The 25702-nt window shown below is 72.4% G+C and carries 27 protein-coding genes and 2 tRNA genes; 17 read left to right on the top strand and 12 right to left on the bottom strand.

Annotated features, from left to right (window positions below; genetic code table 11):
- The first annotated feature begins 324 nt into the window (after positions 1 to 324).
- From AB0H21_RS04020 to AB0H21_RS04010, 3 genes are all read left to right on the top strand, one after another.
- Positions 325 to 1194: a hypothetical protein gene (locus tag AB0H21_RS04020; RefSeq protein WP_358511244.1), complete on the top strand. Its 870-nt coding sequence runs from the start codon at positions 325 to 327 to the stop codon at positions 1192 to 1194.
- Positions 1195 to 1330: 136 nt separating this feature from the next.
- On the top strand, positions 1331 to 1696 hold the full coding sequence (locus tag AB0H21_RS04015) for a hypothetical protein (RefSeq protein WP_358511241.1): 366 nt from the start codon (positions 1331 to 1333) through the stop codon (positions 1694 to 1696).
- Positions 1693 to 2082, top strand: a complete 390-nt coding sequence (locus AB0H21_RS04010; protein WP_358511238.1) for a hypothetical protein — start codon at positions 1693 to 1695, stop codon at positions 2080 to 2082. Before AB0H21_RS04015 ends, AB0H21_RS04010 begins: the two co-directional genes overlap by 4 nt.
- Positions 2083 to 2205: 123 nt before the next feature.
- Here the strand turns inward: AB0H21_RS04010 and AB0H21_RS04005 are convergent, their stop codons facing one another.
- Positions 2206 to 3126, bottom strand: a complete 921-nt coding sequence (locus AB0H21_RS04005; protein ID WP_358511235.1) for an alpha/beta fold hydrolase — start codon at positions 3124 to 3126, stop codon at positions 2206 to 2208.
- A gap of 168 nt (positions 3127 to 3294) precedes the next feature.
- On the opposite strand from AB0H21_RS04005, the gene AB0H21_RS04000 reads away from it, so the two are divergent.
- The 3 genes from AB0H21_RS04000 to AB0H21_RS03990 all read left to right on the top strand — a co-directional run bounded on the left by AB0H21_RS04000 (position 3295) and on the right by AB0H21_RS03990 (position 4888).
- Positions 3295 to 3367, top strand: a tRNA-Ala gene (locus AB0H21_RS04000).
- 72 nt (positions 3368 to 3439) lie between these two features.
- Positions 3440 to 4003 (top strand): UTRA domain-containing protein, encoded by a 564-nt coding sequence (locus AB0H21_RS03995; RefSeq protein WP_358511232.1) that lies wholly within the window; start codon positions 3440 to 3442, stop codon positions 4001 to 4003.
- A gap of 54 nt (positions 4004 to 4057) precedes the next feature.
- The gene (locus AB0H21_RS03990) at positions 4058 to 4888 is read left to right on the top strand and encodes a GNAT family N-acetyltransferase (protein WP_358511229.1); all 831 of its coding nucleotides are present in this window, start codon (positions 4058 to 4060) and stop codon (positions 4886 to 4888) included.
- Here AB0H21_RS03990 and AB0H21_RS03985 read toward each other — a convergent pair.
- Positions 4846 to 5397, bottom strand: coding sequence for a DUF1990 domain-containing protein (locus AB0H21_RS03985; RefSeq protein WP_358511226.1), 552 nt, complete (start codon positions 5395 to 5397; stop codon positions 4846 to 4848). The genes AB0H21_RS03990 and AB0H21_RS03985 overlap by 43 nt on opposite strands.
- A 70-nt stretch (positions 5398 to 5467) precedes the next feature.
- Positions 5468 to 6283, bottom strand: a complete 816-nt coding sequence (locus AB0H21_RS03980) for a YndJ family protein (protein WP_358511223.1) — start codon at positions 6281 to 6283, stop codon at positions 5468 to 5470.
- Positions 6284 to 6577: 294 nt separating this feature from the next.
- Here AB0H21_RS03980 and AB0H21_RS03975 point away from each other — a divergent pair, with 294 nt between their 5' ends.
- Together AB0H21_RS03975 and AB0H21_RS03970 are read left to right on the top strand one after the other, a co-directional pair.
- Positions 6578 to 7231, top strand: coding sequence for a methyltransferase domain-containing protein (locus AB0H21_RS03975; protein WP_358511221.1), 654 nt, complete (start codon positions 6578 to 6580; stop codon positions 7229 to 7231).
- Between the two features lie 86 nt (positions 7232 to 7317).
- Complete coding sequence (locus AB0H21_RS03970) at positions 7318 to 8106, top strand: SDR family oxidoreductase (RefSeq protein WP_358511218.1); 789 nt, start codon at positions 7318 to 7320, stop codon at positions 8104 to 8106.
- A 56-nt stretch (positions 8107 to 8162) separates the two neighbouring features.
- Here the strand turns inward: AB0H21_RS03970 and AB0H21_RS03965 are convergent, their stop codons facing one another.
- Positions 8163 to 8765: a hypothetical protein gene (locus AB0H21_RS03965; RefSeq protein WP_358511215.1), complete on the bottom strand. Its 603-nt coding sequence runs from the start codon at positions 8763 to 8765 to the stop codon at positions 8163 to 8165.
- Between the two features lie 7 nt (positions 8766 to 8772).
- Positions 8773 to 10170: a selenium-binding protein SBP56-related protein gene (locus AB0H21_RS03960; RefSeq protein WP_358511212.1), complete on the bottom strand. Its 1398-nt coding sequence runs from the start codon at positions 10168 to 10170 to the stop codon at positions 8773 to 8775.
- Between the two features lie 226 nt (positions 10171 to 10396).
- On the opposite strand from AB0H21_RS03960, the gene AB0H21_RS03955 reads away from it, so the two are divergent.
- Positions 10397 to 11905, top strand: coding sequence for a von Willebrand factor type A domain-containing protein (locus tag AB0H21_RS03955; RefSeq protein WP_358511210.1), 1509 nt, complete (start codon positions 10397 to 10399; stop codon positions 11903 to 11905).
- Between the two features lie 51 nt (positions 11906 to 11956).
- Here the strand turns inward: AB0H21_RS03955 and AB0H21_RS03950 are convergent, their stop codons facing one another.
- Positions 11957 to 12112, bottom strand: coding sequence for a hypothetical protein (locus AB0H21_RS03950; RefSeq protein WP_358511208.1), 156 nt, complete (start codon positions 12110 to 12112; stop codon positions 11957 to 11959).
- A 271-nt stretch (positions 12113 to 12383) separates the two neighbouring features.
- On the opposite strand from AB0H21_RS03950, the gene AB0H21_RS03945 reads away from it, so the two are divergent.
- Positions 12384 to 12456 (top strand) — tRNA-Ala (locus tag AB0H21_RS03945).
- Between the two features lie 64 nt (positions 12457 to 12520).
- Here the strand turns inward: AB0H21_RS03945 and AB0H21_RS03940 are convergent.
- Positions 12521 to 13474, bottom strand: a complete 954-nt coding sequence (locus tag AB0H21_RS03940) for a helix-turn-helix domain-containing protein (protein WP_358511205.1) — start codon at positions 13472 to 13474, stop codon at positions 12521 to 12523.
- 71 nt (positions 13475 to 13545) lie between these two features.
- Here AB0H21_RS03940 and AB0H21_RS03935 point away from each other — a divergent pair, with 71 nt between their 5' ends.
- The 5 genes from AB0H21_RS03935 (at position 13546) to AB0H21_RS03915 (ending at position 18481) form a co-directional block, all read left to right on the top strand.
- Entirely contained in the window at positions 13546 to 14865 is a 1320-nt protein-coding gene (locus AB0H21_RS03935) for an MFS transporter (RefSeq protein ID WP_358511202.1), read from the top strand.
- Between the two features lie 78 nt (positions 14866 to 14943).
- Positions 14944 to 15651, top strand: a complete 708-nt coding sequence (locus AB0H21_RS03930; protein WP_358511200.1) for a peptidyl-tRNA hydrolase — start codon at positions 14944 to 14946, stop codon at positions 15649 to 15651.
- 142 nt (positions 15652 to 15793) lie between these two features.
- Positions 15794 to 16978, top strand: coding sequence for a hypothetical protein (locus tag AB0H21_RS03925; protein WP_358511197.1), 1185 nt, complete (start codon positions 15794 to 15796; stop codon positions 16976 to 16978).
- A gap of 53 nt (positions 16979 to 17031) precedes the next feature.
- Positions 17032 to 17640: a nucleoside triphosphate pyrophosphatase gene (locus AB0H21_RS03920; RefSeq protein WP_358511194.1), complete on the top strand. Its 609-nt coding sequence runs from the start codon at positions 17032 to 17034 to the stop codon at positions 17638 to 17640.
- Positions 17641 to 17680: 40 nt separating this feature from the next.
- Entirely contained in the window at positions 17681 to 18481 is an 801-nt protein-coding gene (locus AB0H21_RS03915) for an EI24 domain-containing protein (RefSeq protein WP_358511191.1), read from the top strand.
- A 12-nt stretch (positions 18482 to 18493) separates the two neighbouring features.
- On the opposite strand, the gene AB0H21_RS03910 is transcribed toward AB0H21_RS03915, so the two are convergent.
- Positions 18494 to 18946 carry a DUF5990 family protein gene (locus AB0H21_RS03910; RefSeq protein WP_358511188.1) on the bottom strand — a complete coding sequence of 151 codons (453 nt, stop codon included), beginning with the start codon at positions 18944 to 18946 and terminating at the stop codon, positions 18494 to 18496.
- Between the two features lie 140 nt (positions 18947 to 19086).
- On the opposite strand from AB0H21_RS03910, the gene AB0H21_RS03905 reads away from it, so the two are divergent.
- A complete protein-coding gene (locus tag AB0H21_RS03905; RefSeq protein WP_358511185.1) occupies positions 19087 to 20280 on the top strand; it encodes a DUF4192 domain-containing protein in 1194 nt (397 codons plus the stop codon).
- Positions 20281 to 20405: 125 nt separating this feature from the next.
- On the opposite strand, the gene AB0H21_RS03900 is transcribed toward AB0H21_RS03905, so the two are convergent.
- Complete coding sequence (locus AB0H21_RS03900; protein ID WP_114032648.1) at positions 20406 to 20750, bottom strand: hypothetical protein; 345 nt, start codon at positions 20748 to 20750, stop codon at positions 20406 to 20408.
- 199 nt (positions 20751 to 20949) lie between these two features.
- Here AB0H21_RS03900 and AB0H21_RS03895 point away from each other — a divergent pair, with 199 nt between their 5' ends.
- Positions 20950 to 21543, top strand: a complete 594-nt coding sequence (locus AB0H21_RS03895) for a DUF1707 and DUF4870 domain-containing protein (RefSeq protein WP_358511182.1) — start codon at positions 20950 to 20952, stop codon at positions 21541 to 21543.
- 158 nt (positions 21544 to 21701) lie between these two features.
- Here the strand turns inward: AB0H21_RS03895 and AB0H21_RS03890 are convergent, their stop codons facing one another.
- From AB0H21_RS03890 to AB0H21_RS03880, 3 genes are all read right to left on the bottom strand, one after another.
- Entirely contained in the window at positions 21702 to 23240 is a 1539-nt protein-coding gene (locus tag AB0H21_RS03890) for an ATP-dependent DNA ligase (RefSeq protein ID WP_358511179.1), read from the bottom strand.
- 352 nt (positions 23241 to 23592) lie between these two features.
- Complete coding sequence (locus tag AB0H21_RS03885) at positions 23593 to 23967, bottom strand: FKBP-type peptidyl-prolyl cis-trans isomerase (RefSeq protein ID WP_114032652.1); 375 nt, start codon at positions 23965 to 23967, stop codon at positions 23593 to 23595.
- 208 nt (positions 23968 to 24175) lie between these two features.
- A complete protein-coding gene (locus tag AB0H21_RS03880; protein WP_358511176.1) occupies positions 24176 to 25615 on the bottom strand; it encodes a GuaB1 family IMP dehydrogenase-related protein in 1440 nt (479 codons plus the stop codon).
- Positions 25616 to 25702: the final 87 nt, after the last annotated feature.

Here is a 25702-nt window from a genome sequence, read left to right as displayed (position 1 = left end):
CGAGCCGCGCGGCCGCCTTGAAGTTTTTGGTCAACTGCCTACAGCATACAGTCTGGAACGATCGCCCGGGTGACCCGGGTCACACCGGGGGTGTGCGTCAAGTCACACCGGAGTCGGCAGGGTCCCCCCGGCTACACGCTGCTGCCGGCGCGGTGGTCAGGCGGCGGCCCCGCGCCGGATGAACTGGAGCCGCTCCCCGTTACCGGCGAATGGTGTCCACATGTGGTCACTACCAATCGTGACCAATTAACCGCGATATGACACTGATGCGGGATATGAGCGGCCATAGTCGGAGGGTTCGTTCTCACAGATCGAAAGGCTGCGATGAGATCCCTCCGGCACTCCCTCGCCGTCGTGGCGCTGGCCGTCGCGACCCTCATGTCCCCGGTTCTGGCCGCCCCCGCATCCGCCGACCCGCCCGAGGTGGCGGTGTCGTTATCGTCCTCGCAGGTCAACGCGGGCGACGCGGTGACGGTCACCGTGACGGTCACCAATATCCACTCCTTCACCGTCCTCAACGCCACCGCCCGCGTGTACAGCGCGCCCGCGGCGCTCCCCTCGTACACCACGCTCACCGGGTGCGCGGGGGCGGCCGGCGCCTGCACCACCGTCACGGACGGCGGCGGCACGCCGATCGGATTCCAGGCGCCCGTCGGCGCCCTGTCCGGCGGTGCCTCGGCCACCGTCGCGTTCACACTGGCGACCGCCCAGGGCGCCGACCCGGGCGCGCAGACCCTCCAGGGCGAGCTGCGCGGGTCGAACTACGCCACGGAGATCGTCCCCGGTCCGGTGCTCACGATCGTCTCCGAGGCGGACGCCGCCGTGGCCCTCACCGCGACTCCCAAGCTGGCGCTGCTCGTCCCGAAGATCGAGTTCAGGCTGCGTGTCACCGGCAACGGGCCGGGCGCGGTGCGCGGCGCGACCGTCACGACGCCGCTGCCTCCCGGCTTCGGCGCCTCGTCCGGCGACTGCGCCACCGGCTCGGGCGCCGTCACCTGCACGACGGGGGAGGTGGCTCCGGGCGCCTCGGTGACCAAGACGTTCTCCGTTCCCGTGGGGCTGCTCACCATCGGCGTGCCCTACACCTTCACCGCCACCCGCACGGCGTCCGCCCCGGCGGACCCGGTGAGCGCCAACGACTCCGCCACGGTGCGGTGCACGGTGGTGTCGATCGTGCTGGTGTCCTGCTCCTAGTCCCGGGCGGCCCCCTCCCGGCGACGCGTCGAGGAGGGGGCTCCTCGCGCGGGAGACCGGGGCGGGCGGCCGATAACCTACCTGCCATGCTCCCGAAGATCCCCGCGCCCGCGGCCTCGACCCTCCCGGCCGCTCCATGATCGGCGGCCTGGCCACCGCGCTGATCATCGGCTCGCTGCTGCTGGCGCTGGCGTGCGTGATCGTCGCCATCAGGAACCGGGCGATGGGGGTCGTGCTGCTCGCCGGGCTCGCCCTGCTGGAGCTCGGGCTGCTCGCGCAGGCGGGCATCGGCGTCGCCAAGGTGATCGGCGGCCAGAGCCCGCCCGAGACGGCGACGTTCATCGGCTACCTGGCGGGCACCATCGTCATCCCGCCGGTCGCGGCGTTCTGGGCGCTCGGAGAGCGCACCCGCTGGGGCCCGGCGGTGGCCGCCGTCGCCTGCTTCGCCATCCCGGTCATGGTCGGGCGGCTGCTGCAGATCTGGCAGGGGACCACCCCGTGACCGGCGCGCCCGTCAACACCGGGCCGGGACGCCTGCTGGTCGCCGTGTACGCCGTCTTCGCGCTCGCCGCCGGGGCGCGCGCGGCCGTGCAGATCGCCACCCGCTTCGGCGAGGCCCCGCTGGCGTACGGGCTGTCGGCGTTCGCCGCCGCCGTGTACATCCTGCTCACGGTCGCCCTCGCCCGCGGCGCCCGGCGGACGGCGCTGGCGGCGTGCGCGATCGAGCTGGCCGGGGTGCTCGTCGTCGGCACGCTGAGCCTGGCGGACTCGGCCGCCTTCCCACGCGCCACCGTTTGGTCGGGTTACGGCAGCGGATACGGATTCATCCCGCTGGTACTGCCGCTTGTGGGCCTTTTCTGGCTCCTCCGGAGGCGAAGGTCCGATTAGGCGCGGCGATGAGGGGCAGGGCAGGTCTCCGTAGCCACAGCAAGGCCACAGCTGGGGAGGGAGCCTGATGAGCACCATCGAGCACTCGGTCATGGGCGGATCCGGGTGGGCGGGCGTGACCGCTCACCCGGCGGCCTTGGCCAGGAACGCGGTGACCAGCTCGGCGAGCTCCCGGGGACGCTCCTCGGGGATCAGGTGGCCGCACCCGGGCAGGACGACCCCCTCGGCATCCGGCGCGAGCCGCCGGACGAAGTCGGTCATGTTCCGGCCGAGGGATCGCTCGCCGGAGACCGCCAGCACCGGGATGGTGAGCGGGGTCCGCGCGGCCTCGCGGATCCGCTCGGCGCTCGCCCACGTGTTGACGTAGTAGGCGCAGCTCGCCCGTACGGCGTCGTCGTCCCCGTAGGCCCTGACGTAGACCGCGATGTCCTCGGCGGTCAGCGCGCCCGGCGTCGACCGGGCCATCTGCTCCAGGATCCAGGTGAAGAACACCTCCGCCCGCCCGCCGATGAGCCGCTCGGGCAGCCCCGGCGTGGCCAGGAACGGGAAGAACCACAGCGGGTTCCAGGCGCGCGAGAAGTTCAGCATGCTCTCGCCCCCGGCGCCGGGAATGCTCGCCTCCAGCGCCACGAAGGCGCGCACCCGGTCACGGCCGGACGCGGCGAGGTGGTAGCCGACCGGCGCCCCCCAGTCGTGCCCGACGACGTACGCGGGGCCGGCGCCGAGCAGGTCCAGCAGCGCGCCGATGTCCGCGGCGGCGGTGGGGACGTCGAACCCGCCCGCGGGCCGCTCGGTCTCGCCCCAGCCGCGCAGGTCCGGGGCGATGACCCGATAGGTGCCCGCCAGCACGGGGATCAGGTGCCGCCACTCGTACCAGGTCTGCGGCCAGCCGTGCAGCAGCACCACCGGCTCGCCCTCCCCGGCGGTGACCCAGTGCATGCGGATGTCGCCGACCTGCCCGAACTCGTGCGTCAGCCGCGTGCCGGCCGGTGAGACCTGCAGCGACGCCGAATCCGGCGTGAAATGCGGCGTTTGACGTGACACTATGCGCACCCCCGGTTACCGTCCATGACACCCTATTCTCGACCTCCCCCTCGGTTCGGGAAGCGCTCTTTCGCGGCGTGGCCGATGCAGGCCATCCCGGCGAGGAGGCCGGGCTTTGTCCGGGCCCATGCGGTGGTCAGGTTCCGATAGACTAAAGGCGCATCGCAAGGGGCTATGGCGCAGCTGGTAGCGCGCCTCCATGGCATGGAGGAGGTCTGGGGTTCGAATCCCCATAGCTCCACCCTCGCGAACAAAGCCGATACCGCCCCCTCCAGGGCGGTATCGCCGTTTACAGGGAAGGCACGGGCGGCAGGTGGAGCAGATCGGGGCCCCGCGCGTGCTCGTCCGCCGTTCCCTGCCCACCGAGCCCGCGGTGCGCGCGTCCGCGTCCCTGTTCATGGCCGAGGCCGAGCGGCAGGGCGTCCGCGCGAGCCGCCGCATGCTGTACGTCGGCCCCGAGCCCGCCGGCGACCGCGTCGCCGCCGCCCTGCGCGTCGCGCCGGGCACGGACGTGCTGGCCCGGCGCAAGCTGCTGCTCGCCGGCGAGGTCCCCGTGCGCGTCGCCACCAGCTTCTTCCGCCTGGACGTCTTCGGCGGCACGCCGCTGTGCGAGCCCGGCTTCGTCCGGCCGAGCCTGCAGATCGGCATCGAGGCGCTCGGCCACCGCTTCGGCCACGCCGAGGAGGAACTGGTCGCCCGTCCGCCCGCAGGGGACGAGGCCGGGACGCTGGACCTCGCCCCGGGCGAGTGGGTCGTCCAGATCGTCCGGATGAGCTTCGACACCGCCGGCACGCCGATCCACGCCCTGGAGACGATCTGCGCGGCCTCCCGGCACGTCTTCACGATCACCCAGGTCACCGGGGCCGACGAGTTCTAGCGCCCGCGTGAAATCCGTTCGCCCGCGTGGGCGGATCTTGGCACACTGTCCCGCATGCTGTGGAGCTTCACCGGGCACGTCGACGGCCTTCCCGAGCGCGTCGAGCAGTGGCTGCGCGGCGATCCCGCGCGCAACACCGTCCCTTTGACCGTCCTCGGCCGCATGCGCGCCGGGCTGTGGACCGACGGCGCCACGCTCGGCTGGCTGACCGCCGGCGGCGAGGTGCGCGGGGCCGTCCTGCACACCCCGCCCTACCCGCTGCTGCTCGCCGACATCCCCCTCGACTCGGTTCCGGCGCTGGCCGACGCCGTGCGCGGGCGCGAGATCTCGGCCGTGTCCGGGCCCCGCGCGCAGAGCGAGGCGTTCGCCGAGCTGAGCGGCCTGACGGAGGTCGCCCGCGAGCGGCAGCGTCTGTACCGGCTCGAATCGCTGAGCCCGGCGTCGTCCACCGGCGCCCCACGCCCGGCGGGCGAGGCCGACGTCGAGCCGGTCGCCGCCTGGATGCGCGCCTTCGTCGCCGAGGCCGAGCCGCACAGCTCCGGCGACGACCCGCTGCCGCAGATGAGACACCGCGTCGGCCAGGGCGAGATCATGCTGTGGGAGGACGGCGGGCGGCCCGTCGCGATGGCCGGGTTCTCGCGGCCGATCAGCGGCATGTCGCGCATCGGGCCGGTGTACACCCCGCCCGGGCTGCGCGGGCGCGGGTACGGCTCGGCGGTCACCCACGCCGCCACCCGCGCGGCGCAGGAGGCTGGGGGGCAGTTGGTGCTGCTGTTCACCGACCTGGCCAACCCGACGTCGAACGCCATCTACCAGGCCCTCGGCTACCGCCCCGTCAGCGACTACGCCTCCATCTTCTTCGCGCGCGGCGACGAGCGGGCGTAGCGGCGCAGGACGGCGGCGTAGCGCCCGCAGAAGAACTCCACGGCGAGGACGGTCAGCGGCCACCCGAGGCGGGTGTACCAGCGGCCGGGCCTGACGAAGGCGGTGACCGTCAGCGTCAGCGCCCCGTCGTCGCCCACTTCGAGCAGGAACGCCTCCTCGCCCTTCTCCGGGTGGCCGGGCAGCGTGCCGTAGCCGAAGCCGGCGCGGCGGTCCTCGTCGATGGCCCAGATCACCCGGCAGGGGGCGCGCAGGCCGATCGGGCCGACGCCGAGGTGGTTCACGACCACCACGCCCGGCGCGGCCCGCGGCGCGGTGGCCCGGGGGGACAGGCCGAGCGCGGCGTGCATGCGCCAGGTCAGCAGGGCGTCGGCGGCGCGGGTGAACCCGGCGCCGTCGCCCAGGGCGTGGTGGTGCCGCACGTGGTGGTATCCCGGCGGCAGGTCGCCCGTGCGGGTCGCCCCGACCTCGGGGTAGTTGGGTTCCGCGTTCAGGTAGCGCTCGGGGTCCATGACGCTCCTCGTCTCGTAGCGGGTCTCGTAGCGGGTCTGGTCACAGCGGCTCTCGTCACAGCGGCTCTTGTCACAGCGGCCGGGGCCGCAGCCTGCGCCAGGCGGCCAGCCCGCAGAGGGCGAACCCGGCGGCGTTGCACACTCCGTGGGTGGCGGCCATCCACTCCACCGACGGGTGGGGGAGGCCGGTGGCCTCGCCCAGGGCCCAGCTCAGCGCGAGCGTCATCGTCGCGGCGAGCACCGCGGCGGAGACGGTGAGCAGAGCCCGGGTCAGCGGGTCGGGGGCCCGGCGCCGGACGTCCGTCCAGGTCAGCAGGCCGACGAGCCACATGCCCGCCGTCAGCACGACCGCTCCCGCCAACTCTGCCCAGTCGCCGGCGAAGTAACCGGCCAGGACAAGCAGGGTGCCGCCCGGGACGGCGAGCGCGGCGGCCCTGGCGGCGACCCCGTCGCCGGTGGCCCGGCACACCAGGCCGGCCACCAGGGCGGCGGCGAACCCGGCGTAGTGGAAGTGGGCCACGGTCAGGGCCAGGATGGCGGGCTTGAACCCGAGCAGCGGGAGGCCCGCCCGCTCCCAGACCAGGGACACGCCCGCGACGGCCGGAGTCACGAGAGCGGTCAGGACGGCCACCTCGCGCGGGGCGAGGGACCGGCGCCGGGCGAGCCGTGCGGCCGCGTGGAGGGCGGGCGCGGCCGTGGCCAGGGCGTACAGGACGGCGAGCGTGACCGCGACCGTCCCGCGGGGGAGCCAGAGCGAGACGGCGCCCGGCACGGCCCCCGCCAGCCAGACGGCGCGGACCGCGCGCGGGGCGCCGATGAGCTGGAGCCCGGCGGGCACCACGACCAGCATTCCCGCGATGATGACCACATTGACCAGGGGGACCATGCCACCTCCGGTTGAACGTGTTCAAACAGCTTTTGACGGCAGGTTATCAGGTGGTCAAGCGCGGGGAAATCGGGGGGTCGCCGACGAGGGTCGACGTTGCCCTGAGTTGTACCGCTTGTCCCGTTTGGTGGGTAGCGGCCACCCTGAAAAGCGGACAATTCTGGATGAATAGTGCAAGATCGCTATATCTCCACCTATACTGTTAACTCGCAATCCTGACCTGCCTTGACTTTCCAAGTGGTATCCCCCTATTTAATGGGGAGTCAGATATTCATTCGGCGTTGGGTGGACGAAATGACTCTGGGACGCTCGCGTCCGGCGCATCGGGCGGCGCAGGCCGAGGCGTTCGACCGGATCGGTGATCGGTACGACGAGGCGTTTCCCTACAAGGGCGGTCAGATCGCGTCGGCGGAGTGGATCCTGCGCAAGCTCCGGCCGGGCGCGCGGGTGCTCGACGTCGGCTGCGGCACGGGCGTTCCGACGGCGCGGCAGTTCATCGAGGCCGGCTGCGAGGTCACCGGCATCGACATCTCGCCCGTCATGCTCTCGATCGCCGCCAAGAACGTTCCGGATGCCGAGCTCCACCTGCTGGACGTCATGGAAGTGGACGAGACGCTCGGCCGGTTCGACGCGGTGGCCGCGTACTTCTCGCTGTCCCTGCTCCGCCGCGAGGAGATCATGGCGTCCCTGCTGCGGCTGCACGAGCTCCTCGTGCCGGGAGGCTGGCTCGGCCTCGGCATGGTCGAGATGGACATGGACGACGCGCCGGTCCGCGTCCTCGGCACCTCGATGCGCATGACCGGCTACGGCCGGGCCGCGCTGCGGGCCGTCGTCCAGGAGGCGGGCTTCTCCGTCCGCGAGGAGATGGACCTGGCGTACGTGCCGGCCACCGACACCGACCCGTTCGAGATGCAGCTCTTCCTGAACTGCCGCAGGAACACGTTCTGACCCGCACCCGGCATGTTTGACGGGTGAAGCCGCGGACGCCTACCGTCCGAGGATACCGACTGGTCGGTTCGAGACGGAGAACGCGTATGCGGGTACGAGACCGGGTCGTCGTCGTGACCGGCGCCGCCGGGGGCATCGGCCGGGCCATGGCCCTGCGGTTCGCCGAGGAGGGCGCCGCCGGGCTGGTCGTCGTCGACCTGGACGAGGCGGGCACCGCCGCCGTGGCGGGCGAGATCGGCGACCGCGCGCTCGCCGTGCGCGCCGACGTCTCCGTCGAGGCGGAGGTACAGGCGCTGGTCCGCGCGGCCGAGGAGGCGTTCGGGCCCGTCGGCCTGTTCTGCTCCAACGCGGGCGTCATCACCGGCCACGGCCTCGACGCCGGCGACCTGGACTGGACCAGGACCATCGACGTCAACCTCCTCGCCCACGTGTACGCCGCGCGGGCCGTGGTACCGGGGATGGCCGAGCGGGGCGGCGGCTACCTGCTCAACACCTGTTCGGCCGCCGGGCTGATCAGCTGCCCCGGCGACGCGCCGTACGCCGTGACGAAGTCGGCCGCGATCGCCTTCGCCGAGTGGGTGGCGATCCACTACCGGGCCAAGGGCATCGGCGTGAGCGTGCTCGCCCCGCAGGGCGTGCGCACCGGCCTGCTCGGGGAGGGCGCGGAGGACACCCTCGTTCACCGCGGGGCGGTCGCCTCCGGCGAGATCCTCACCCCCGCGCAGGTGGCCCAGGCGGTGATCGACGGCCTGGACGCCGAGCGCTTCTACATCCTGCCCCACCCGGAGGTCGCCGAGTACGTCCGCCGCAAGTACGCCGACACCGACCGCTGGCTCGCGGGCATGTCCCGGTTCGTCGCCTCGCTGGAGGGCTGAGCCCGTCGCCCCGGGCCGAGCAGGGCGGCGAGGTCATCGTGACAGGTCAGGGGCGGTCAGGTCAGGGCGGCGAAGACGCCGGCGCCGATCAGCGCCACCGCCCAGGCCAGGTCGAGGTTGAACCACGCGCGGCGCAGCACCGAGACGCCCAGCTTCTCGTACACCACCACGGCGAGCGTGGCCGTGACCGCCAGCGTCGCCAGGGTGTGCACGGCCGCGAAGGCCAGGGTCTGCCGGCTCAGCGCGAGCGCGGCCTGCTCGTGGCCCGTCAGCGTGACCGGCAGCAGCATCAGCCCCGCGCCGTGCGCGGACGCCATCAGGAAGGACCACCCCGCGAGCTGCCATCCGGTCACGCGCATGCCGACCCAGCGGGGATGGCGCCGGCGCAGCAGCTTCCACACGCCGAACCCGCACACCAGCGCGGCCACGGCGTAGGAGACCGGCTTCGGCGGCGCGGCGGTCCGTACGGCGGCGACCAGCGCCAGCGTGACCAGCACCGAGCCCGCGTGCCCGAGCACGATGGGCGGCAGCGCCCTCAGCACGGCGCGGCGCGAGCGCTCCTGGAGGCCGAGCGCCACCGCGAACAGCCAGCCCATGGCCGGGTTCAGGCCGTGAAAGGCGCCGAACCCGGCCAGGACCATCACCTGCGTGAGATCCATGCGCCGGTCAGGGGTAGCAGAAGGAGTCGGAGGAGGAGTCGCCGCCCTGCAGCCTGACCTGGTGGGGCCGGCGGCCGTCCTCGGCGAAGTCGACGAGGAAGCCCGGGTCCAGGGAGAGCGAGCCGTCCTCGGCGATGTCCGCCTTGGCCATCCACCCCGCGATGCCGTCGGGGTAGAACGCCTCGTCCCAGGTGCGGTAGAGCGAGTTGGTGAAGTACGCGCGCCTGCCGTCCCGGCTCACCTCGACCATCTGCGGCCCGCCGTTCCTGGCCGTGCCCGGCGTGCCGGGGTGGGCGTCGCGCCGGGCGATGCCGCCGACGCGCACCGAGCCGGTCCGCCGCGGGGCGAGCGGGTCGGACACGTCGAAGGCGAGCAACTCGCCGGTGCCCCAGGCCGAGACGAGCAGGATGCGGTCGTCCAGCGTGAGGGAGATGTCGCTGACCAGCGGGGGCACGGCGCCGAACTGCTTGAGCGGCTCGGGGAGCAGCGCCGGGTCGGCGGGCTCGGCGGGGATCGTGATGGTCTTCTTCGCCTTCCAGGCGCCGCCCTCGAGGTACCAGGTGAAGATGTTCGCCGACAGGTCCTCGACGCTGATCACGGTGTTGACGAAGCCGTAGGTCTTGGTCGGGTCGTGGGCGGGACGCAGCTCCAGCGCCATCTGGTGCTGGTCGCCGAGGTCGATCTCCTGCAGGTGGGTGCGTTTGCGCAGGTCCCAGACGTGGAGCTTGTGGCCGTACTTCCGGCCGGTCAGCAGGCCGAGGTCGGGGCCCGCCTCGATCATGTTGGGCGTGCCCCACTCGCTACTGATCATCGTGTCGTGCCCGAGATGCCACCAGAAGTCGTAGTGGAGGCGCTGCGGCCCCCGGTCGGCCTCCCACTGCCCGAGAGGTTCGAAGGTGTCGTGGTCGAGCATGAAGACCCCGCCGGGCGCGTCGCCGTTCACGTCGCCGAGCGCGCTGACGTAGATCGCGTCGGTGCCACAGTGCACGGTGTGGGGGCGGCTGTAGCCGGTGCGCTCGAAGATCGTCTCGGGTTCGATCGTCTTGACCAGCTTGGGACGGGCGGGGTCGTCCTTGACGTCGAAGATGTAGACACGTGAGGAGCGCAGACCGGGGACGACGAGATAGCGCCGCTCGACGTGCGGGTGCGGGGCGTACGGGCACAGGGCCGCGCTGCACACGTTCCATCCGAAGTGGTGGAGTTCGTCCCCGGGCACGGGCATGTCGTGGACGCCGACGACGGTGCCGTACCCCGGCGACTCCGGGTCCAGGTCGATCGTCGCGAGCCCGTCGGGCCCGCCCTGCCCTTTGGTGTCGAGGAGCGCGACGTACGCCAGCCCCTCGCGTGGGGCCCGCATGGCCTCCCGGGCGGAGGGATAGAACGTGGGATCGGGTTTGGTGAGCACGTGACCGCCTTCGGAGTCGGACCGGGCAGATAACCCATCAATCTTGTAGGGAAACCTGGACTTGTCCAGTGGGCCCGGGGCTTTGCTGGTGGTACGTCCGGAAAGTCCTGTGTCGCCGGGGGGTCGGGGGTCACGGCCCGGGAACGGTTCGCCCTCGCTTGAATGACGGCTCCGACGCGGCGTCGCCGGGCGGCCGTCGTACGGGTGATAACCGAGGGAGGCTGTCATGAAGTCACGTTTCCTCATCTTCGCCCTGGTGGTCCTCGCCGTTCTCGTGTCCGCGTGCGGCGGGGGAGGCGATCAGGCCAGTGCGCCCACAGAGGCCTCACAGCCGGCGCGGACCTCGTTACCCCGGCCCTCGGAGACGCGCGCCCCGACCGGCACGGCCCCGGCCGTGCCCGAGACGAGCGCCTCGGCCACCCGCCCGGCCGAGCGGCCCGCCGGCGAGCTGTCCACCTTCGCCCTGGACGTCGACACCGCGTCGTACGACTACGCGCGCGCCGCGCTCAAGGAGGGACACCTGCCCGACCCCGGCCAGGTGCGGCCGGAGGAGTTCGTCAACGCCTTCCGCCAGGGCTACACCGAGCCGCCCGGCGACGGGTTCGCCGTCCACATCGACGGGGCCAAGGGCACGGGTGACGCGGCGCTGCTCAGGGTCGGGCTGCAGACCCGGACCGCCGAGGCGGCGTCCAGGCGGCCCGCCAACCTCACCTTCGTCGTGGACGTGTCCGGCTCGATGGCCGACCCCGGCCGCCTCGATCTGGTCCGCGACGCCCTGCACACGCTCGTCGACCAGCTTGGCCCGAGCGACGCGGTGTCGATCGTGTCCTTCAGCGACGAGGCGCGGCTGCGCATCCCGATGACCTCCGTCGCCGAGCGCGGCAGGCTGCACGAGGCCATCGACACGCTCGAGCCCGAAGGCTCCACCAACCTGGAGTCCGGGCTCGTCACCGGCTATCAGGAGGCGGCCCACGCGTTCCGCTCGGTGGCCACCAACCGCGTCATCCTGCTCTCCGACGGGCTGGCCAACCAGGGCGACACGAGCTGGAAGGGCATCCTGGCCCGGGTCGAGGAGTACGCCGGGCGCCAGGTCACCCTGCTGTGCGTCGGCGTCGGCCGCGAGTACGGCGACGCCCTGATGGAGCAGCTCGCCGACAACGGGGACGGCGCCGCGGTCTACGTCAGCTCGCGCGAGGACGCGCGCAAGGTGTTCGTCGACCGGCTGCCGTCCGCGCTGGAGCTGCGGGCGCGCGACGCCAAGGCGCAGGTCGCGTTCAACCCTGCCACCGTCGTGTCCTACCGGCTGCTGGGGTACGAGAACCGGACGCTGGCCCAGGACGACTTCCGCGACGACTCCAAGGACGGCGGCGAGGTCGGCCCCGGGCACGCCGTCACCGCGCTGTACGAGGTGCGGCTGCGCCCCGGGACCTCGGGCCAGATCGCCGTGGCGACGGTGCGCTGGCAGGACCCCGACACCCGCCAGCCCGCCGAGGTGAGCCGCGCGGTGGACGTCGCGGAGCTGGCCGGGTCGTTGTGGGAGGGGCCGTCGCCGAGGCTTCAGGTCGACGCGGTCGTGGCGGCGTTCGCCGACCGGCTCAGGCGCGTGGACGGCGGCCTGTTCGACGAGGACCTCGGCACGCTCGCCGGGCACGCCTCGCGGCTCGCGGCGGTGACGGAGGACCCGATGGTGACCGAGCTGGCGGAGCTGATCCGCACGGCGGGCTCACTGCGGTGAGCGAGACGCGGCCGGGACGGGACGGCGCCTGCGGCGGGCGCCGTCCCCCTGTCACGACGACCGCCCGAGGACCGGGATCGCCGCCTTCGCGGGGTCCTCGCTGAAGTAGTAGCCGTACATCGCCTGCGCGAACTCGTCCTTGCCGAGATGGCCGTCGCCGTCGGTGTCGAGCAGGATGAACGCCTCCCGCGCCTCCGCCGTCCCCACGTCCTAGGCCGACCACAGGTGCAGGTACTCGCGCATGCCGAGCTTCTGGTCGCCGTCGGTGTCCAGCGCGTCCCACAGGGCGTACTGCTGGTGGCGTTGTTCATAACGGGAAAAACGACCACTGGTCGTAGTCGAACGGCTCCGCGTGCGCGATCGCCCGCCGCGGCCGGAGTCGCTCGGCCTCCGTGCCCCCTAACGGGTTCGGCCCGCCCGCCGTTGTCCGATACACTGGCGAGGCGCCGGGCGGTCATATCGCCCGAAGCGCGATCAAGGGGCTATGGCGCAGCTGGTAGCGCGCCTCCATGGCATGGAGGAGGTCTGGGGTTCGAATCCCCATAGCTCCACAAGCGGTTCGGAAGGCGGCGGGCGTGCTCGCCGCCTTCCGCGTTTCCCGGGCCTGGGACGTTGTCAGCTCTTGAAGGTGTGGCGGTAGGCCAGCGGGGAGACGCCGACAGTGGCGTGCAGGTGCTGGCGCAGCGAGACCGCGGTGCCGAAGCCCGCCTGGGCGGCCACCTGGTCCACCGGCAGGGTCGTGGTCTCCAGCAGGCGGCGCGCGCGGTCCACGCGCTGCAAGGTCAGCCACCGCGCCGGGCTGAGGCCCGTCTCCTCCCGGAACCGGCGCGTGTAGGTGCGCACGCTCATGCGGGCGTGCGCGGCCTGCGCCGCGAGGCCGAGCGGCTCGGCGAGGCGTTCCAGCATCCACCCCCGGGTCGGCGCCGTGGTCGTCCCGCCCGGGTCGGGCAGCGGGCGCTCGATGAACTGGGCCTGGCCTCCCTCGCGCCAGGGTGGCGTCACGCAGCGCCTGGCCGTCCGGTTGGCGACCTCGCTCCCGTGGTCGCGGCGGATGACGTGCAGGCACAGGTCGATGCCGGCCGCGACGCCCGCCGAGGTCAGCACGTCGCCGTCGTCGACGAACAGCACCTCCTGGTCGAGCCGGACCTTCGGGAACAGCGTCCGGAACTGGGCGGTGTTCCTCCAGTGGGTCGTGGCGGGCCGGCCGTCCAGCAGGCCTGCCGCGGCCAGCACGAACGCGCCCGTGCAGATCGACATCATCCGTGACTTCGTGGCGGCCCGGCGCAGCGCCTCGCCCAGCTCGGGGTCGATCGTGCCGTCGCTGAACGGCGGACCGCTGTGGATGCCGGGCACCAGGACCGTGTCCGCCGTGTCGAGGACCGACAGATCGTGGTCGGGGACCACGTTGAAGCCGGCCGGGCCGCGGACGGGGCGTCCACCCGGGGTGCAGGTGACCACCTCGTACAGTTTCCGGCCGTCCTGTTCGGCGACGCGGAAGACCTGGCCCGGGATGCCGAGGTCCAGGGTGGCGAAGTCGTCGAGCGCGACGACCACGATGCGGTGAGCCATGGCCGGATTCTTGCACATATTGGCTTTCAAGCCACTCGTCTGGCCGCGGGCGGAAAACCAGGATTGTCCACATGACGTTGACGATGGACGCGAAGCGGAGACGCCTCCACCGGGCCTGGCTCGTGGCGGGAGTCGCCTTCGTCGCGATCGTGGGCGCCGCCGGATTCCGCGCGACGCCCGGGGTGCTCATCACCCCGCTTGAAGACGAGTTCGGCTGGACACGCGGGACGATCTCGCTCGCCGTCTCGGTCAACCTCACCCTGTACGGGCTGACCGCGCCCTTCGCGGCCGCCTTGATGGACCGGCTCGGCATGCGCCGCGTCGTGGCGTCGGCGCTCGCGCTCGTCGCCCTCGGCAGCGGCCTGACGGTGTTCATGACCGCGAGCTGGCAGCTCGTCGCCTGCTGGGGCGTGCTCGTCGGCCTCGGCACCGGTTCCATGGCACTCGTCTTCGTCGCCACGGTCACCGACCGGTGGTTCGTCCGGCACCGGGGCGTGGTCACCGGCGTGCTCACCGCCGCAGGGGCCACCGGGCAGCTCGTCTTCCTGCCGGTGCTCGCCTGGCTCGCCGAGGGGCCGGGCTGGCGCACGGCCGCGCTCATCGTGTCGGGGGCGGCGCTGGCCGTCGTCCCGCTGGTGTGGTTCCTGCTGCGCGACCGCCCCGAGGACGTCGGGCTGATCGCGCTCGGCGCCGAGCCGGGCGCCGTGCGCGTCGACGCTCCGGGCGGGGGCGCGGCGCTGCGGGCGCTGACGGTGCTCAGGTCCTCGGCGCGCACCCGGTCGTTCTGGTACCTCGCGGGCGGCTTCGCCATCTGCGGCGCCAGCACCAACGGCCTGGTCGGCACCCACTTCATCCCCGCCGCCCACGACCACGGCATGCAGGAGACCACCGCCGCGGGCCTGCTCGCCCTCATCGGGATCTTCGACATCGCCGGGACGGTGTTCTCGGGCTGGCTGAGCGACCGGGTCGACCCGCGGATCCTGCTCGGCGCCTACTACGCGCTGCGCGGCGCGTCCCTGCTGATCCTGCCCTCCCTGTTCGCGGCCACGACGCAGCCCAGCATGCTGATCTTCATCATCTTCTACGGGCTGGACTGGGTGGCCACCGTGCCGCCGACCGTCGCGCTGTGCCGCAAGATCTACGGGCCGGACGGTGCGGTGGCGTTCGGCTGGGTGTTCGCCTCCCACCAGGTCGGCGCCGCCGTCGCGGCCATCGCCGCCGGGGTGACCCGCGACCACCTCGGGCACTACGACGCCGCCTGGTACGGCGCCGGGATCCTCTGCGCCTTCGCGGCGATCATGTCGGTGCTGGTCGGGCGCGGCGCCGCCACCTCGCCGCCGCGGGAACGGACGCCCGCTCGTCCGGCCACCGTCGACGCCGGGAGAGCGTGACGGGCGCCCGCGTCCCAGCGGCGTCCTAGGGGCGGACGGGCCGGACGGCGCCGCGCGGGACCTGAGATCCTTGATGGCGTGAACGCGCCGGACCAGAGAGTCCTCCCCCTCGTCGTGAGAATCGAGCGCGCCGCCCCGCCGGAGCGCACCGACGCCCTGGAGGCCGCCGCGCTGGCCGTGCTCACCCTGCTCAACGACGAGCGGGCCCTGAGCGGCGAGTGGGCGGAGTCGGTGAGCGCCTGGGAGACCATCGGCATCAGGAAGGTCGTCCGCCGGGCCAGGGGCGGCGAGTGGCGCCGGGTGCTGGACCTGCCCGGCATCACCGTCACCGTGCGCACGGCCGAGGTCCGCGTGCACCCGCCCGTCCCGCTGGACGGCTGGCCGAAGGACCTGTCGCGGCTCCAGGTCTCGGGCACAGACCTGACCGACACCGCGCCCCCGAACCCTCCCGAGCCCGGCGCGGCGGTGCTGTGGATGAACCCCTCCCTGGAGATGTCGGCGGGCAAGGCCATGGCCCAGGCCGGGCACGCGGTCCAGCTCGCCTGGTGGGGCACCGACGAGCCCGCCCGCGAGGCGTGGCGCGCGGACGGCCTGCCGGTCGCCGTGCGCACGGCGGGGCCGCGGCGCTGGTCGGCACTGGCCGGCAGCGGGCTGCCCGTCGTCCGCGACGCGGGTTACACCGAGATCGAGCCGGGCTCGCGTACGGTCGTCGCCGACGCGCCGTGGCTGCGCGCCGGGGGGCACCGCCCGGCCGGATGGGGTCCGCTGCGCAGCCCCTCGGCGTAGTCGCGGTGGTCACCCGCCGTCATTGACCGGAGGGTGAAAGCGAAGGTCAGAGGGCATGCAAAGCCCTCGCGAATGGGCACTCGTTCCCGAAGTGTGATCGGGACGTCGAACGAGCGGTCTGTATATGCCGTACGCTCCGATCGTGCCAAATGGGCTAGGTGGGAGCTACGGCAAGGCCGTCCCAACGTACGTGACGGCGGACGCGGAAACCGCGCCCATCCCGAAGATCACGATCGAGGACTCTCCGGCACCGGCGGCCTCCAAGGCCCCGCCCGCCAAGCGGTCCGTGCTCTCGCGGCTCGGCGATCTGCCGATGCGCGTCATCTACCGCACCATCGCGGCGGGAGTCGCCGCGATCGTGGTCGCCGTCGCGGCCGTCGTGCTGTTCGTGACCGGGACCTTCGGAAAGGGGACGCCGACCGCGGCCGCACCGGCCGACCCGGGTACCGCGACCGGGGCGTCGTCCGTGCCGTCCGTGCTGTCCTCGTCCCCGGGGACGCCGATCCCCTCGGCGGCGCCGTCCCTCTCCGCCTCGGCGGGGGTCACGGGCGCCGTGGCCCCGGCCCAGCCCTCCGTATCGACGTCCGTGTCGGCGTCGGTGTCGGCACCTGTGCCGGTATCCGCTTCCGCGTCCGTTTCCGCCTCGTCCTCGGCCGGGCCGTCCCCGGCGCCGTCTGTGTCGCCGTCCGTTTCGGCGTCGGCCTCGGGAGCGGCGTCGGTCACCGGAGACGGCGCCACGCCCGTGCCCACGGCCACCCCCGGCATGAGCCCCCTCGCCGCAGCCAAGGCCGACCCCCGCCTGCCCGCGCTGCCCTCCAACCGCAAGCTCGCCAACTTCCCCGGACGCGGCGCGCCCGTGAAGGGACGCGTGAAGGACAAGCGCTCCGGCATCACCTTCGCCCGCTTCACCAAGGGGTGGAAGCTGGCCAAGTCGGCCCCGTTCGCCACGCGCCGGACGCTTGCACACGTGAAGGGCGCCGGGCACCGGGCACTGCTGGCCTCCTGCCCGGTGCCGATCGCGGTCCAGGACACGCTCAAGGACACCGCGTTCCTGGCCGCCCGGTGGACCCTCAACTACCACCCCGCCGGGTCCACGGTCTCGTGGACGGCGTCCCAGCCGATCAAGGCGGGCAAGCGGGACGGCTGGCTGCTCGGCTACCGGGTGGAGTACAAGGTGGGCGGGAAGAAGCACGTCTCCACCGCCGCCGTCGCGCTGGTCGACGTGCCCGGTTCCAAGCCCGCGCTGGTGTTCGTCTCGATCCCCGACGCGCAGAAGAAGCGGTGGGCGGACATCAACACCGTCGTGTCCAGCCTGCGCATCCTCTGACCGGCCACTCCGGCGGCGCGCACCGCCGCCGGGGTGCCCTAGGCTCGGAAGACATGACCGAGATCGTCCTCGCCTCCGCGTCCCCCGCGCGGCTCGCGCTGCTGCGCAGCGCCGGCCTCGATCCCAAAGTGATCGTCAGCAACGTCGACGAGGAGGCGATGTCCGCCTCGTACGACTCTCCCGCCGCGCTGTGCCTCGCCCTTGCCCGCGCCAAGGCGTCCGCAGTCGCGGAGCGTCTCACGGACGGGCTGGTCATCGGCTGCGACTCGGTCCTGGAGCTCGACGGTCGCGCCTACGGCAAGCCGGCCTCTCCCGAGGACGCCGTCGCGCGCTGGCGCTCGATGCGCGGCCGCACGGGCACGCTCCTCACCGGCCACTGCGTGATCGACGTCGCGCGCGGCGCCCAGGCGTCCGAGGTGGGCTCGACGGTGGTGCGCTTCGGCACGCCGACCGACGAGGAGATCGCCGCCTACGTCGCGAGCGGCGAGCCGCTGCGCGTGGCGGGCGCCTTCACGCTGGACGGACCCGGCGGCTGGTTCGTCGAGGGCATCGCCGGCGACCACGGGAACGTGCTCGGCATCTCGTTGCCGCTGGTCCGCCGCCTGCTCGCCGAGCTCGGGGTCACGGTGACGGCCCTGTGGAAACAGGGATCTCTCTCCTGATCATGCGACGAACCGGGCGGAAGGCGTTAGCCTGCCGGGCATGAACAGCATGGGCCGGCCCATCCGCAGCGGCGTAGGCGGCTTCGCCGACGGCGTCAAATACGTCTTCCAAGGTCTCGGCTGGGTCGCCCGCAACCCCGGCCAGTGGCTCTTCGGGCTCATCCCGGCGCTCCTCGCGCTGGTCCTCTATATCGTCGCCCTCGTTCTGCTCGGCACCTACGCGGGGGACCTCGCCGCCTGGGCCACGCCGTTCGCCGACGGGTGGAACACCGGGCTGCGCGAGACCCTGCGCGTGCTGCTCGGCCTCGTCGTGTTCGCGCTCGGGCTCGTCCTGTCGGTCGTCACGTTCACGGCCGCCACGCTGGCCATCGGCGACCCGTTCTACGAGAAGCTGTCCGAGCGGGTGGAGGAGGACCTCGGCGGGGTCGAGGTGGTCGCGGAGCTGCCGCTGTGGCGGTCGGTACTGCGGTCGCTGCGCGACAGCGTGGTCACCCTCGGGTACGTGCTGATGTTCACGATCCCGCTGTTCTTCCTGGGCTTCGTGCCGGTGATCGGGCAGACGGTGGTGCCGGTGCTGGGCGCCGCCGTGTCGGGATTCTTCCTCACCGTCGAGCTGACCGCCCTCGCCATGGAGCGCCGGGGGCTCGCGCGCAGGCAGCGCTTCGCCGTGCTGCGCGCCGACAAGGCTCCGGCGCTCGGATTCGGCGTGCTGCTGTTCCTCGTCTTCCTGGTGCCGCTCGGCGCGGTCGTCGCCATGCCCGCCGCCGTCGCCGGGGCCACGATCATGGTCAGGGAACGCCTCGCCCCGCAACTGCCGGTGGAGGGGCGGGCGCACGCCTGAGCCCTTTCCGGCTCAGCCCGCGGACCACGTGACGGACGGAGGGCGCACGGCGGCGCACAGGGGGTGGCCCTTGGCGTCGCTGAGCCCGAGCCGCGCGTGCAGGGCGCCGGAACGCAGGGCGGCCTCGGCGATCTCGGGGGCGATGCCGTCGAACATCAGCTTGGCGCGCCTGAACATCGCGAAGCCGCCGCTCCCGTCCACCGTGCCCCAGGCGAGGTAGACGAACCGGCCTCCGGGACGGCCATGGACATACGGGCCCCGTATGTCGACCCCGGCCGGTATGTGCCGCGCCTCGCACTCGAGTGTCCACAGGGCCTCCGGCGCGTCGCCGGGATGAAGGCCCAGGATCTCCTCCCGGCGGACGCGGCCCTGCACGCCGACGTGCACGTTGCCGTAGCCCGGAAAGCCGCCGCCACCAGGGCAGTCGCGGCCGGGCAGATCGGTGGCGTGGATCCGCATCAGCATGGGCCCATCTCCCCCCCTGGTGATTCGTCCCCGTTCGTGCGGCCCGCCGTCGGTCGCCGTTCCGAACGTCGTTCAGCCGGTTGTCCACAGAACGCGGCTCGGCTCGATGGCGCGGACGCCCGCACGTGAAAGTGTCCGCCATGACGCCGACACCGATCCTCCTCACCACTCCCGACGACATCCTGGGCGCCGTTCCCTACCTGCTCGGCTTCCATCCCGCCGACAGCCTCGTCGTCATCGCCTTCGCCGGCCGGGGCGTCCGGGGCAAGCTGCGTCTCACCACCCGGTGGGACCTCCCGGCGGCGCCCGGCACGCTCGACCGGCTCGTGCCGCTGCTCCGCCGTGAACAGGTCACCCACACGATCCTGGCCGGGTTCGGCGAGGGCGCTCTTGTCACCCCCGCCATGGACGAGGCGCTGCGGCTGCTCGCCGGCGCCGGCATCGAGGTCATCGAGGCCCTCCGCGCGCACGAGCGCCGCTACTGGTCGTACGTCTGCACGCAGGTGGCGTGCTGCCCGCCCGAGGGCAGGGCGTACGACCCGGTGGCCGGGCCGGTCGCGGCGCAGGCCACCATGGGCGGGCTGGTCGCGCTGCCCGGCCGCGAGAGCCTGGAGCGCGCGGTCGCGCCCGTCCTGGGAGCCGCCCGCGCGGCGATGTCCGAGGCGACCCGGTCGGCCGCCGCCGGCATACGGTCCCGGCTGCTCGGCACCCGCGATCCCGCGCAGATGCCGCGCGCGTTCGTCGGCGAGGCGCTCGAACGCGTGCGCCGGTGCCTCGACGGGTTTCCCGGCCACGGGCCGCCGGACGACCTGGAGGCCGCGCGGCTCGGCTTCGACCTCGCGATCATCCGGGTGCGCGACGAGGCGTGGACGTTGATGGGCGACGCGACGCAGGACGTCCACGTCGCCCTCTGGGCCGACCTCACCCGCAGGCTGGGAACGCGCTTCGTGGCGCCGGTCGCGTCCCTGCTGGGAGCCGCCGCCTGGCGGCGCGGCGACTGCGCGCTGGCGGGCATCGCGGTCGAGCGCGCCCTCGCGGCCGATCCGTCCTACTCGATGGCCGGGCTGCTCGCGCAGGGCCTGCGGCAGCTCGTCGGCCCCGAGGTCCTGCGTGACCGCATGCCGAGCCCGGAGGAACTCGACGCGAGCATGGGGCCGCCCCACATGGACTGGCTGCGTCCGATGCTGTGCCTGCTCGACGAAGAACTCCGCTCCGAGGGCTCCCCGTCCGGGGCGGCGCCGGACCGGCCGCCTGTGCCGGCGATCAACGAGCGCGCCATGGGCGGTGCCGGAGCACCACCACGAGCGGTGAAGGGCAGGGGGTGCACGTGCTGACAGGGGATCGGGTGGAGGCCGCGCGGGGGAACCGGTGCGAGGGCACCGCGAGAGGGCACGTGAAGACGTATCAGAGGGCTCAAGGAGGGCTTGCGCTCAGAGGGCGTGCTCGGGAAAGGGGCCCGTCAGTCCTGCGCGGTGCTATTCCTGCGACGCTCGTTGTAAGCCCTCATTCTGCCGGGATAGCCCGTGAGGTTAACGTCGTAGACCGGAAGGGCGAGGTTTCTCGCCACCTTGATGATGACCGCGGGAGAACCCACTCTGCGCCGGGTCCATTCGCCGTCATGCGCCACGGCGACCGCGGTCGTGTCGGTCGCGAACGTTTCCGGCTCGACGTAGAACTCCACCCCTCGCCGGGACTTCGCGAAAGCGATGAGCGCCTCGATGTCGGCGTCATTGGCCTCACGGTCGAACTTTGCGATCTTGCGGCCCCGGAGCCGACGAATTCCATAGCGATCACGCCATCTCATATCCCTTGTATACCTGGAGCGGGCCTCCAATGGGGGGCTCCGGGCCACATCGGGGTCGGGTCGGGGATGTTCCGGATGGACGCGCGTTCGCGCGGCCCCAAAGATGAGAAAGACCACCCGATCCGACGGAAGACACGGGGCTCTCATGGCAGGGGCAGTGACACCACCAGCGACACCCGCTCCCGGAGGTTGGCGGCCGATGTCCCAGCCTCACGACGCGAGTCACCCGCAGCTCCGGGTGACCGACCACGACCGCGACACGGTGGTCGAACAGGTGACCACGGCCTACGCCGAAGGCCGCCTCAGCAAGGACGAACTCGACGAGCGCCTGCACCTGGCGATGACGGCGCGCGTCCACGCCGACCTCGCGCCGATCGTCCGGGACCTGAACGCGGGACGGCCCGCGCCGCCCCCGCCCATGCCGTCGGCCTGGCCTGGACAGCCGTCGTCGTGGCCGGGGCACGGGTACGCCGCCATGCCGACGGGCCGCGAGCGGCTCGGCGCCGCCGCCGCCCATATTCTTCCGATCTGCGGGCTCTCCTTCGTCGGCCCGCTGATCCTCCTGCTCACCGGGGGGCGGCACTCGCCGTACATCAGGCGGCACGCGATCGAGTCGCTCAACTTCCACCTGACAGTGCTCGGTGCCACGATCCTGCTGCCGCTCACGGTCATCGGCATCGTGCTGGTCCCGATCATGTGGATCGTGGCGTTCGTCCTGGGCCTGGTCGGAGGCGCCGCCGCCCTGGGCGACGGCCGCTTCGCCTACCCGCTCACCTTCCGCCTCATCAAGTAACCCACCCCCCGCCTCCTGGCCGCCCGTGCCACCGCGCCTCGGCCAGCTGTGCCCCCGCCCCTACCCCCGCCCACTCACGCGGACCAGGGCCACGGGCGATCCCTGGCCCGCACGGGTCGGCGGGCGCGGGCTTCAAGCCAGGTGGGCGGGGTGGGGAGTTAGAGGAGGAGTTGGCGGACTGAGTCGACGGTGTCGGCGTCGGTGGGGCGTTTGTCGGGGCGGTAGCGCAGGACGCGGGCGAACCGCAGAGCCATGCCGCCGGGGTAGCGCGGCGAGCGCTGTACGCCGTCGAAGGCGACCTCGACCACCATCTCGGGGCGCAGCCGAACCACCCACTCGTCGCTCGGCCCCTCGGCCAGATCCAGGAACCGCTCGGTCTGCCAGGCGAGGAGCTCGTCGGTCAGCCCCTTGAACGTCTTGCCGAGCATGACGAAACCGCCCGTCTCGGGATCGCGTGCGCCGAGGTGCAGGTTGGACAACTTGCCCTGCCGCCGGCCGTGCCCCCATTCGGCGGCCAGCACGACGAGGTCGAGGGTGTGGCGGGGCTTGACCTTGATCCACCCCGCGCCACGGCGACCGGCCGCGTAGGGGGTAGAGGGCGACTTCACCACGAGGCCCTCGTGCCCCTGCCGCAGGACCTCGGCGAAGAAGTTCATGCCCTCCTCGGGATCGGCGGTCACCAGGCGCGGTGTGAGCAACTCGGCGGGGACGGCGCCGGCCAGAGCCTCGTGGCGGTCGCTGTCGGGAAGGTCGAGAAGGTCCTTTCCGCCCACGCGCAGCGCGTCGAAGAAGAACACGCTCAGTGGGGTGGTGTCGCGCAGCCGCTCGGTGTCGGACTTGCTGGCCACCCGGCTCGCCGTCACCTGGAACGGCTCGGGGCGGCCGTCGGGACGCAGGGCGATCACCTCGCCGTCCAGGACGATGTCGCCGACCGGGAGCGTGAGCACGGCCTCGACCAGCTCGGGGACCTGCGCGGTGATGTCGTCCAGGGTGCGGGTGAACACCTTCACCTCGCTGCCGGAGCGGTGGGCCTGCACGCGCACGCCGTCGAGCTTCCATTCCAGCGCGGCCGGGCCTCCTCCGAGCTTCGCCAGGGCGGCGGCCACGTTCGGCGCGCTCTGCGCCAGCATCGGTGAGACCGGGCGGCCGACCTCCAGATGGAATGCCCTCAGGGCTTCGACGCCGCCCGTGAGCGCGGCGGCGCCGACCGCGGGGAGCCAGCCGCGCAGCGTGAGCGCGCGCCGGACCTCGGCCGACGGCGTTCCCGCGGCCTTGGCCACCGCTTCGATCATCACGCCGTTGAGCGCGCCCTGGCGCATCTCGCCGCCCAGCAGGCGCAGCAGGAAGGACTGTTCCTGGGTGGTGGCCGAGCGGAACAGCCGATCCAGCAGGTCCTTCCTGGCGGCCTGGGACCCCGGCCCGGTCTGTGCCTTGATCTGGCTGAGCAGGTCGTCGACGTCGGTCAGGGACGCGCTGGCGATCTGGCGCGGCTCGGGAAGATCCTGCAGGCTGCGCCAACCGACGCCTATCTGGCGCTGGGGGAGCTCGCCGGAGAGGTAGGCCACGGCGATCTCGGCCTCGGCCGGTTCGACCCTGCCGAGCAATTCGGCGAGGTGTCGGATCTTGGCGAGGCGTGCCGGATCCGCCGCGACGGCGGACGAGGTGCGCGCGAGGTCGATGAGCAGCACAGTCCTCATCGTGCCAGTTCAGGGCGACGGATGGCGTCGCAGGTGCCCATATCGCTCATACAGGGCCCCTAAACCGTCAAGAACAAGCACGCGGCCGCTCTCACACGCCTCGGGACTGGCGTGTCGGTCCTCAATGCCGGTCGATCGAATGGGGCGGCGCTCGGCGAACGTCTCCTGGCAGGCCCATGTGCGGCTTCGTCGGGGAAGCCGGTGCGGGTTCGCCGTGCGCCTGATCGCGAGGGCAGGGATTCTCGCCGGGGGTGACCTGTGGTGGGAGGTGGTCGTCGAGGTCACGCCCATGTCGGGCGGGAGGCCGGGCGGCCACCGGGCCACCACGGTCACCTGTGCGGCGAGCGGGCCGTCAGCTCACGCCGAGCAGGTCGACCACGAAGATCAACGTCTCGCCCGGCTTGATGGCGTTGCCCGCGCCACGGTTGCCGTAGCCCAGGTGCGGCGGGATCGTCAGCCGGCGGCGACCGCCCACGCGCATCCCGGCGACACCCTGGTCCCACCCGGCGATGACGCGTCCGGCCCCGAGCGGGAACTGGAACGAGTCGCCACGGTTCCAGGACGCGTCGAACTCCTCGCCCGTGGAGAACGCCACGCCGACATAGTGCACGTTCACCATGTGTCCGGGCTTGGCCTCCTCGCCGTCGCCCACGGTGATGTCTACGATCTCGAGGTCCGCCGGCGCGTCGCCCTCCGGAAAGTCGATCTCGGGCTTCTCGAGTGCCACGTGTTCTCCTTGATTAGTGTGCGCTGCCCTTGAAGTCTCACTGGGCGCGCTCGGACCGGGTGTCGGCCGGCTCTCCGGCCGACCGGATGACTCTACGGGGTCACGGGGGCGGACGGGCGGCGAGGGCTCATTATGTGATCGTCGGCCACGGGCCGCGGGCGACCCCATTTCAGCCACATTCGGCACGTTTCTGGCTGGAGGGGAGGAGTTACCAGCTCTGGTGGAGAGGCATGCCTTCGGAGTAGCCCGAGGAGCTCTGGATGCCGACCACCGCCCGCTCGTGGAACTCCTCCAGGTTGGTGGCGCCCGCGTAGGTCAGGGACGAGCGCAGCCCGGCGACGATCGCGTCGATCTGGTCTTCGACGCCCGGCCGCAGCGGGTCCAGGTACATCCGCGAGGTCGAGATGCCCTCCTCGAACAGCGCCTTGCGCGCCCGTTCGAACGGGGTGTCGTCGGCGGTGCGCAGCCGGACGGCACGTGCGGAGGCCATGCCGAAGTTCTCCTTGTACCGGCGGCCGTTGGCGTCGGTGCGGGCGTCGCCGGGCGATTCGTAGGTACCGGCGAACCATGAGCCGATCATCACGTTGGACGCCCCGGCGGCGAGGGCGAGGGCGACGTCGCGCGGGTGGCGCACGCCTCCGTCGGCCCACACGTGCCTGCCGAGCCTGCGGGCCTCGGCGGAGCATTCGAGGACGGCGGAGAACTGCGGCCTGCCGACGCCGGTCATCATGCGGGTGGTGCACATGGCGCCCGGCCCGACGCCGACCTTGACGATGTCGGCGCCGGCCGCGGCGAGGTCGCGCACCCCGGCCGCGGTGACGACGTTGCCCGCGGCGACGGGGACGTCCGGGGCGAGGGCGCGTACGGCGGCGAGGGCGGCGAGCATCTTCTCCTGGTGGCCGTGGGCGGTGTCGACGACGAGGCAGTCGACGCCCGCGTCGAGCAGTTCCTTGGCCTTGGCGGCGACTTCGCCGTTGATGCCGACGGCGGCGGCGATGCGCAGGCGTCCCTCGGCGTCCACGGCGGGCTCGTACAGGGTGGCGCGCAGGGCGCCGGTGCGGGTGAGGACGCCGACGAGGCGGCCGTCGCCGTCGACCACGGGGGCGAGCCGGTGGCGTCCCTCATGCAGGAGCTCGAACGCGGCGCGCGGGTCGGTGCCGGCGGGGATGGTGAGCGGCGAGCCGGACATCACCTGCGAGAGCTGGGTGAACATGTCGACTCCGTGGCAGTCGGCCTCGGTGACGACGCCGATGGGCCGGTTCTCCCAGTCGACGACGATGACCGCGCCGTGCGCGCGCTTGGGCAGCAGGTTCAGGGCCTCGCCCACGGTCTCGTGGGCGGTGAGCGTGATCGGGGTGTCGTGCACGAGGTCGCGCTTCTTCACCCAGTCGATCACCTCGGCGACGACGTCGATGGGGATGTCCTGGGGCAGGACGGTGATGCCGCCGCGCCGGGCGATGGTCTCGGCCATGCGGCGTCCGGCGACAGCGGTCATGTTGGCGACCACGATCGGGATGGTGGTGCCGGTGCCGTCTCCGGTGGACAGGTCCACGGCGAGCCGGCTACCGACCGCCGACCGCGAGGGGACCATGAAAACGTCGCTGTAGGTCAGGTCGTAGATCGGTGCCTGATCGTTGAGGAATCGCACGTTGGATCAGCCTATGCGATACATGGTAAACAATGGGATTTCCCAGCTCATTTGCGCGATATGTCGTTCTGTACACGTGCTGTGGGC

It is taken from the genome of Sphaerisporangium sp. NPDC051011, assembly GCF_040653595.1.
Lineage (GTDB): Bacteria > Actinomycetota > Actinomycetes > Streptosporangiales > Streptosporangiaceae > Sphaerisporangium.
This window is presented reverse-complemented; position numbering and strand designations above follow the sequence as displayed.

Excerpts from the sequence above, each read along its gene's own strand:
- AB0H21_RS03990 (WP_358511229.1), top strand. The coding sequence starts at position 4,058 with ATGCTGTGGAGCTTCACCGGGCACGTCGACGGCCTTCCCGAGCGCGTC.
- AB0H21_RS03890 (WP_358511179.1), bottom strand. The coding sequence starts at position 23,240 with ATGAGGACTGTGCTGCTCATCGACCTCGCGCGCACCTCGTCCGCCGTC.
- AB0H21_RS03895 (WP_358511182.1), top strand. The coding sequence starts at position 20,950 with ATGTCCCAGCCTCACGACGCGAGTCACCCGCAGCTCCGGGTGACCGAC.
- AB0H21_RS03935 (WP_358511202.1), top strand. The coding sequence starts at position 13,546 with ATGACGTTGACGATGGACGCGAAGCGGAGACGCCTCCACCGGGCCTGG.
- AB0H21_RS03975 (WP_358511221.1), top strand. The coding sequence starts at position 6,578 with ATGACTCTGGGACGCTCGCGTCCGGCGCATCGGGCGGCGCAGGCCGAG.
- AB0H21_RS03900 (WP_114032648.1), bottom strand. The coding sequence starts at position 20,750 with ATGAGATGGCGTGATCGCTATGGAATTCGTCGGCTCCGGGGCCGCAAG.
- AB0H21_RS03940 (WP_358511205.1), bottom strand. The coding sequence starts at position 13,474 with ATGGCTCACCGCATCGTGGTCGTCGCGCTCGACGACTTCGCCACCCTG.
- AB0H21_RS04020 (WP_358511244.1), top strand. The coding sequence starts at position 325 with ATGAGATCCCTCCGGCACTCCCTCGCCGTCGTGGCGCTGGCCGTCGCG.
- AB0H21_RS03965 (WP_358511215.1), bottom strand. The coding sequence starts at position 8,765 with ATGGATCTCACGCAGGTGATGGTCCTGGCCGGGTTCGGCGCCTTTCAC.
- AB0H21_RS03980 (WP_358511223.1), bottom strand. The coding sequence starts at position 6,283 with ATGGTCCCCCTGGTCAATGTGGTCATCATCGCGGGAATGCTGGTCGTG.
- AB0H21_RS03920 (WP_358511194.1), top strand. The coding sequence starts at position 17,032 with ATGACCGAGATCGTCCTCGCCTCCGCGTCCCCCGCGCGGCTCGCGCTG.
- AB0H21_RS03915 (WP_358511191.1), top strand. The coding sequence starts at position 17,681 with ATGAACAGCATGGGCCGGCCCATCCGCAGCGGCGTAGGCGGCTTCGCC.
- AB0H21_RS04015 (WP_358511241.1), top strand. The coding sequence starts at position 1,331 with ATGATCGGCGGCCTGGCCACCGCGCTGATCATCGGCTCGCTGCTGCTG.
- AB0H21_RS03910 (WP_358511188.1), bottom strand. The coding sequence starts at position 18,946 with ATGCTGATGCGGATCCACGCCACCGATCTGCCCGGCCGCGACTGCCCT.
- AB0H21_RS03970 (WP_358511218.1), top strand. The coding sequence starts at position 7,318 with ATGCGGGTACGAGACCGGGTCGTCGTCGTGACCGGCGCCGCCGGGGGC.
- AB0H21_RS03955 (WP_358511210.1), top strand. The coding sequence starts at position 10,397 with ATGAAGTCACGTTTCCTCATCTTCGCCCTGGTGGTCCTCGCCGTTCTC.
- AB0H21_RS03985 (WP_358511226.1), bottom strand. The coding sequence starts at position 5,397 with ATGGACCCCGAGCGCTACCTGAACGCGGAACCCAACTACCCCGAGGTC.
- AB0H21_RS03905 (WP_358511185.1), top strand. The coding sequence starts at position 19,087 with ATGACGCCGACACCGATCCTCCTCACCACTCCCGACGACATCCTGGGC.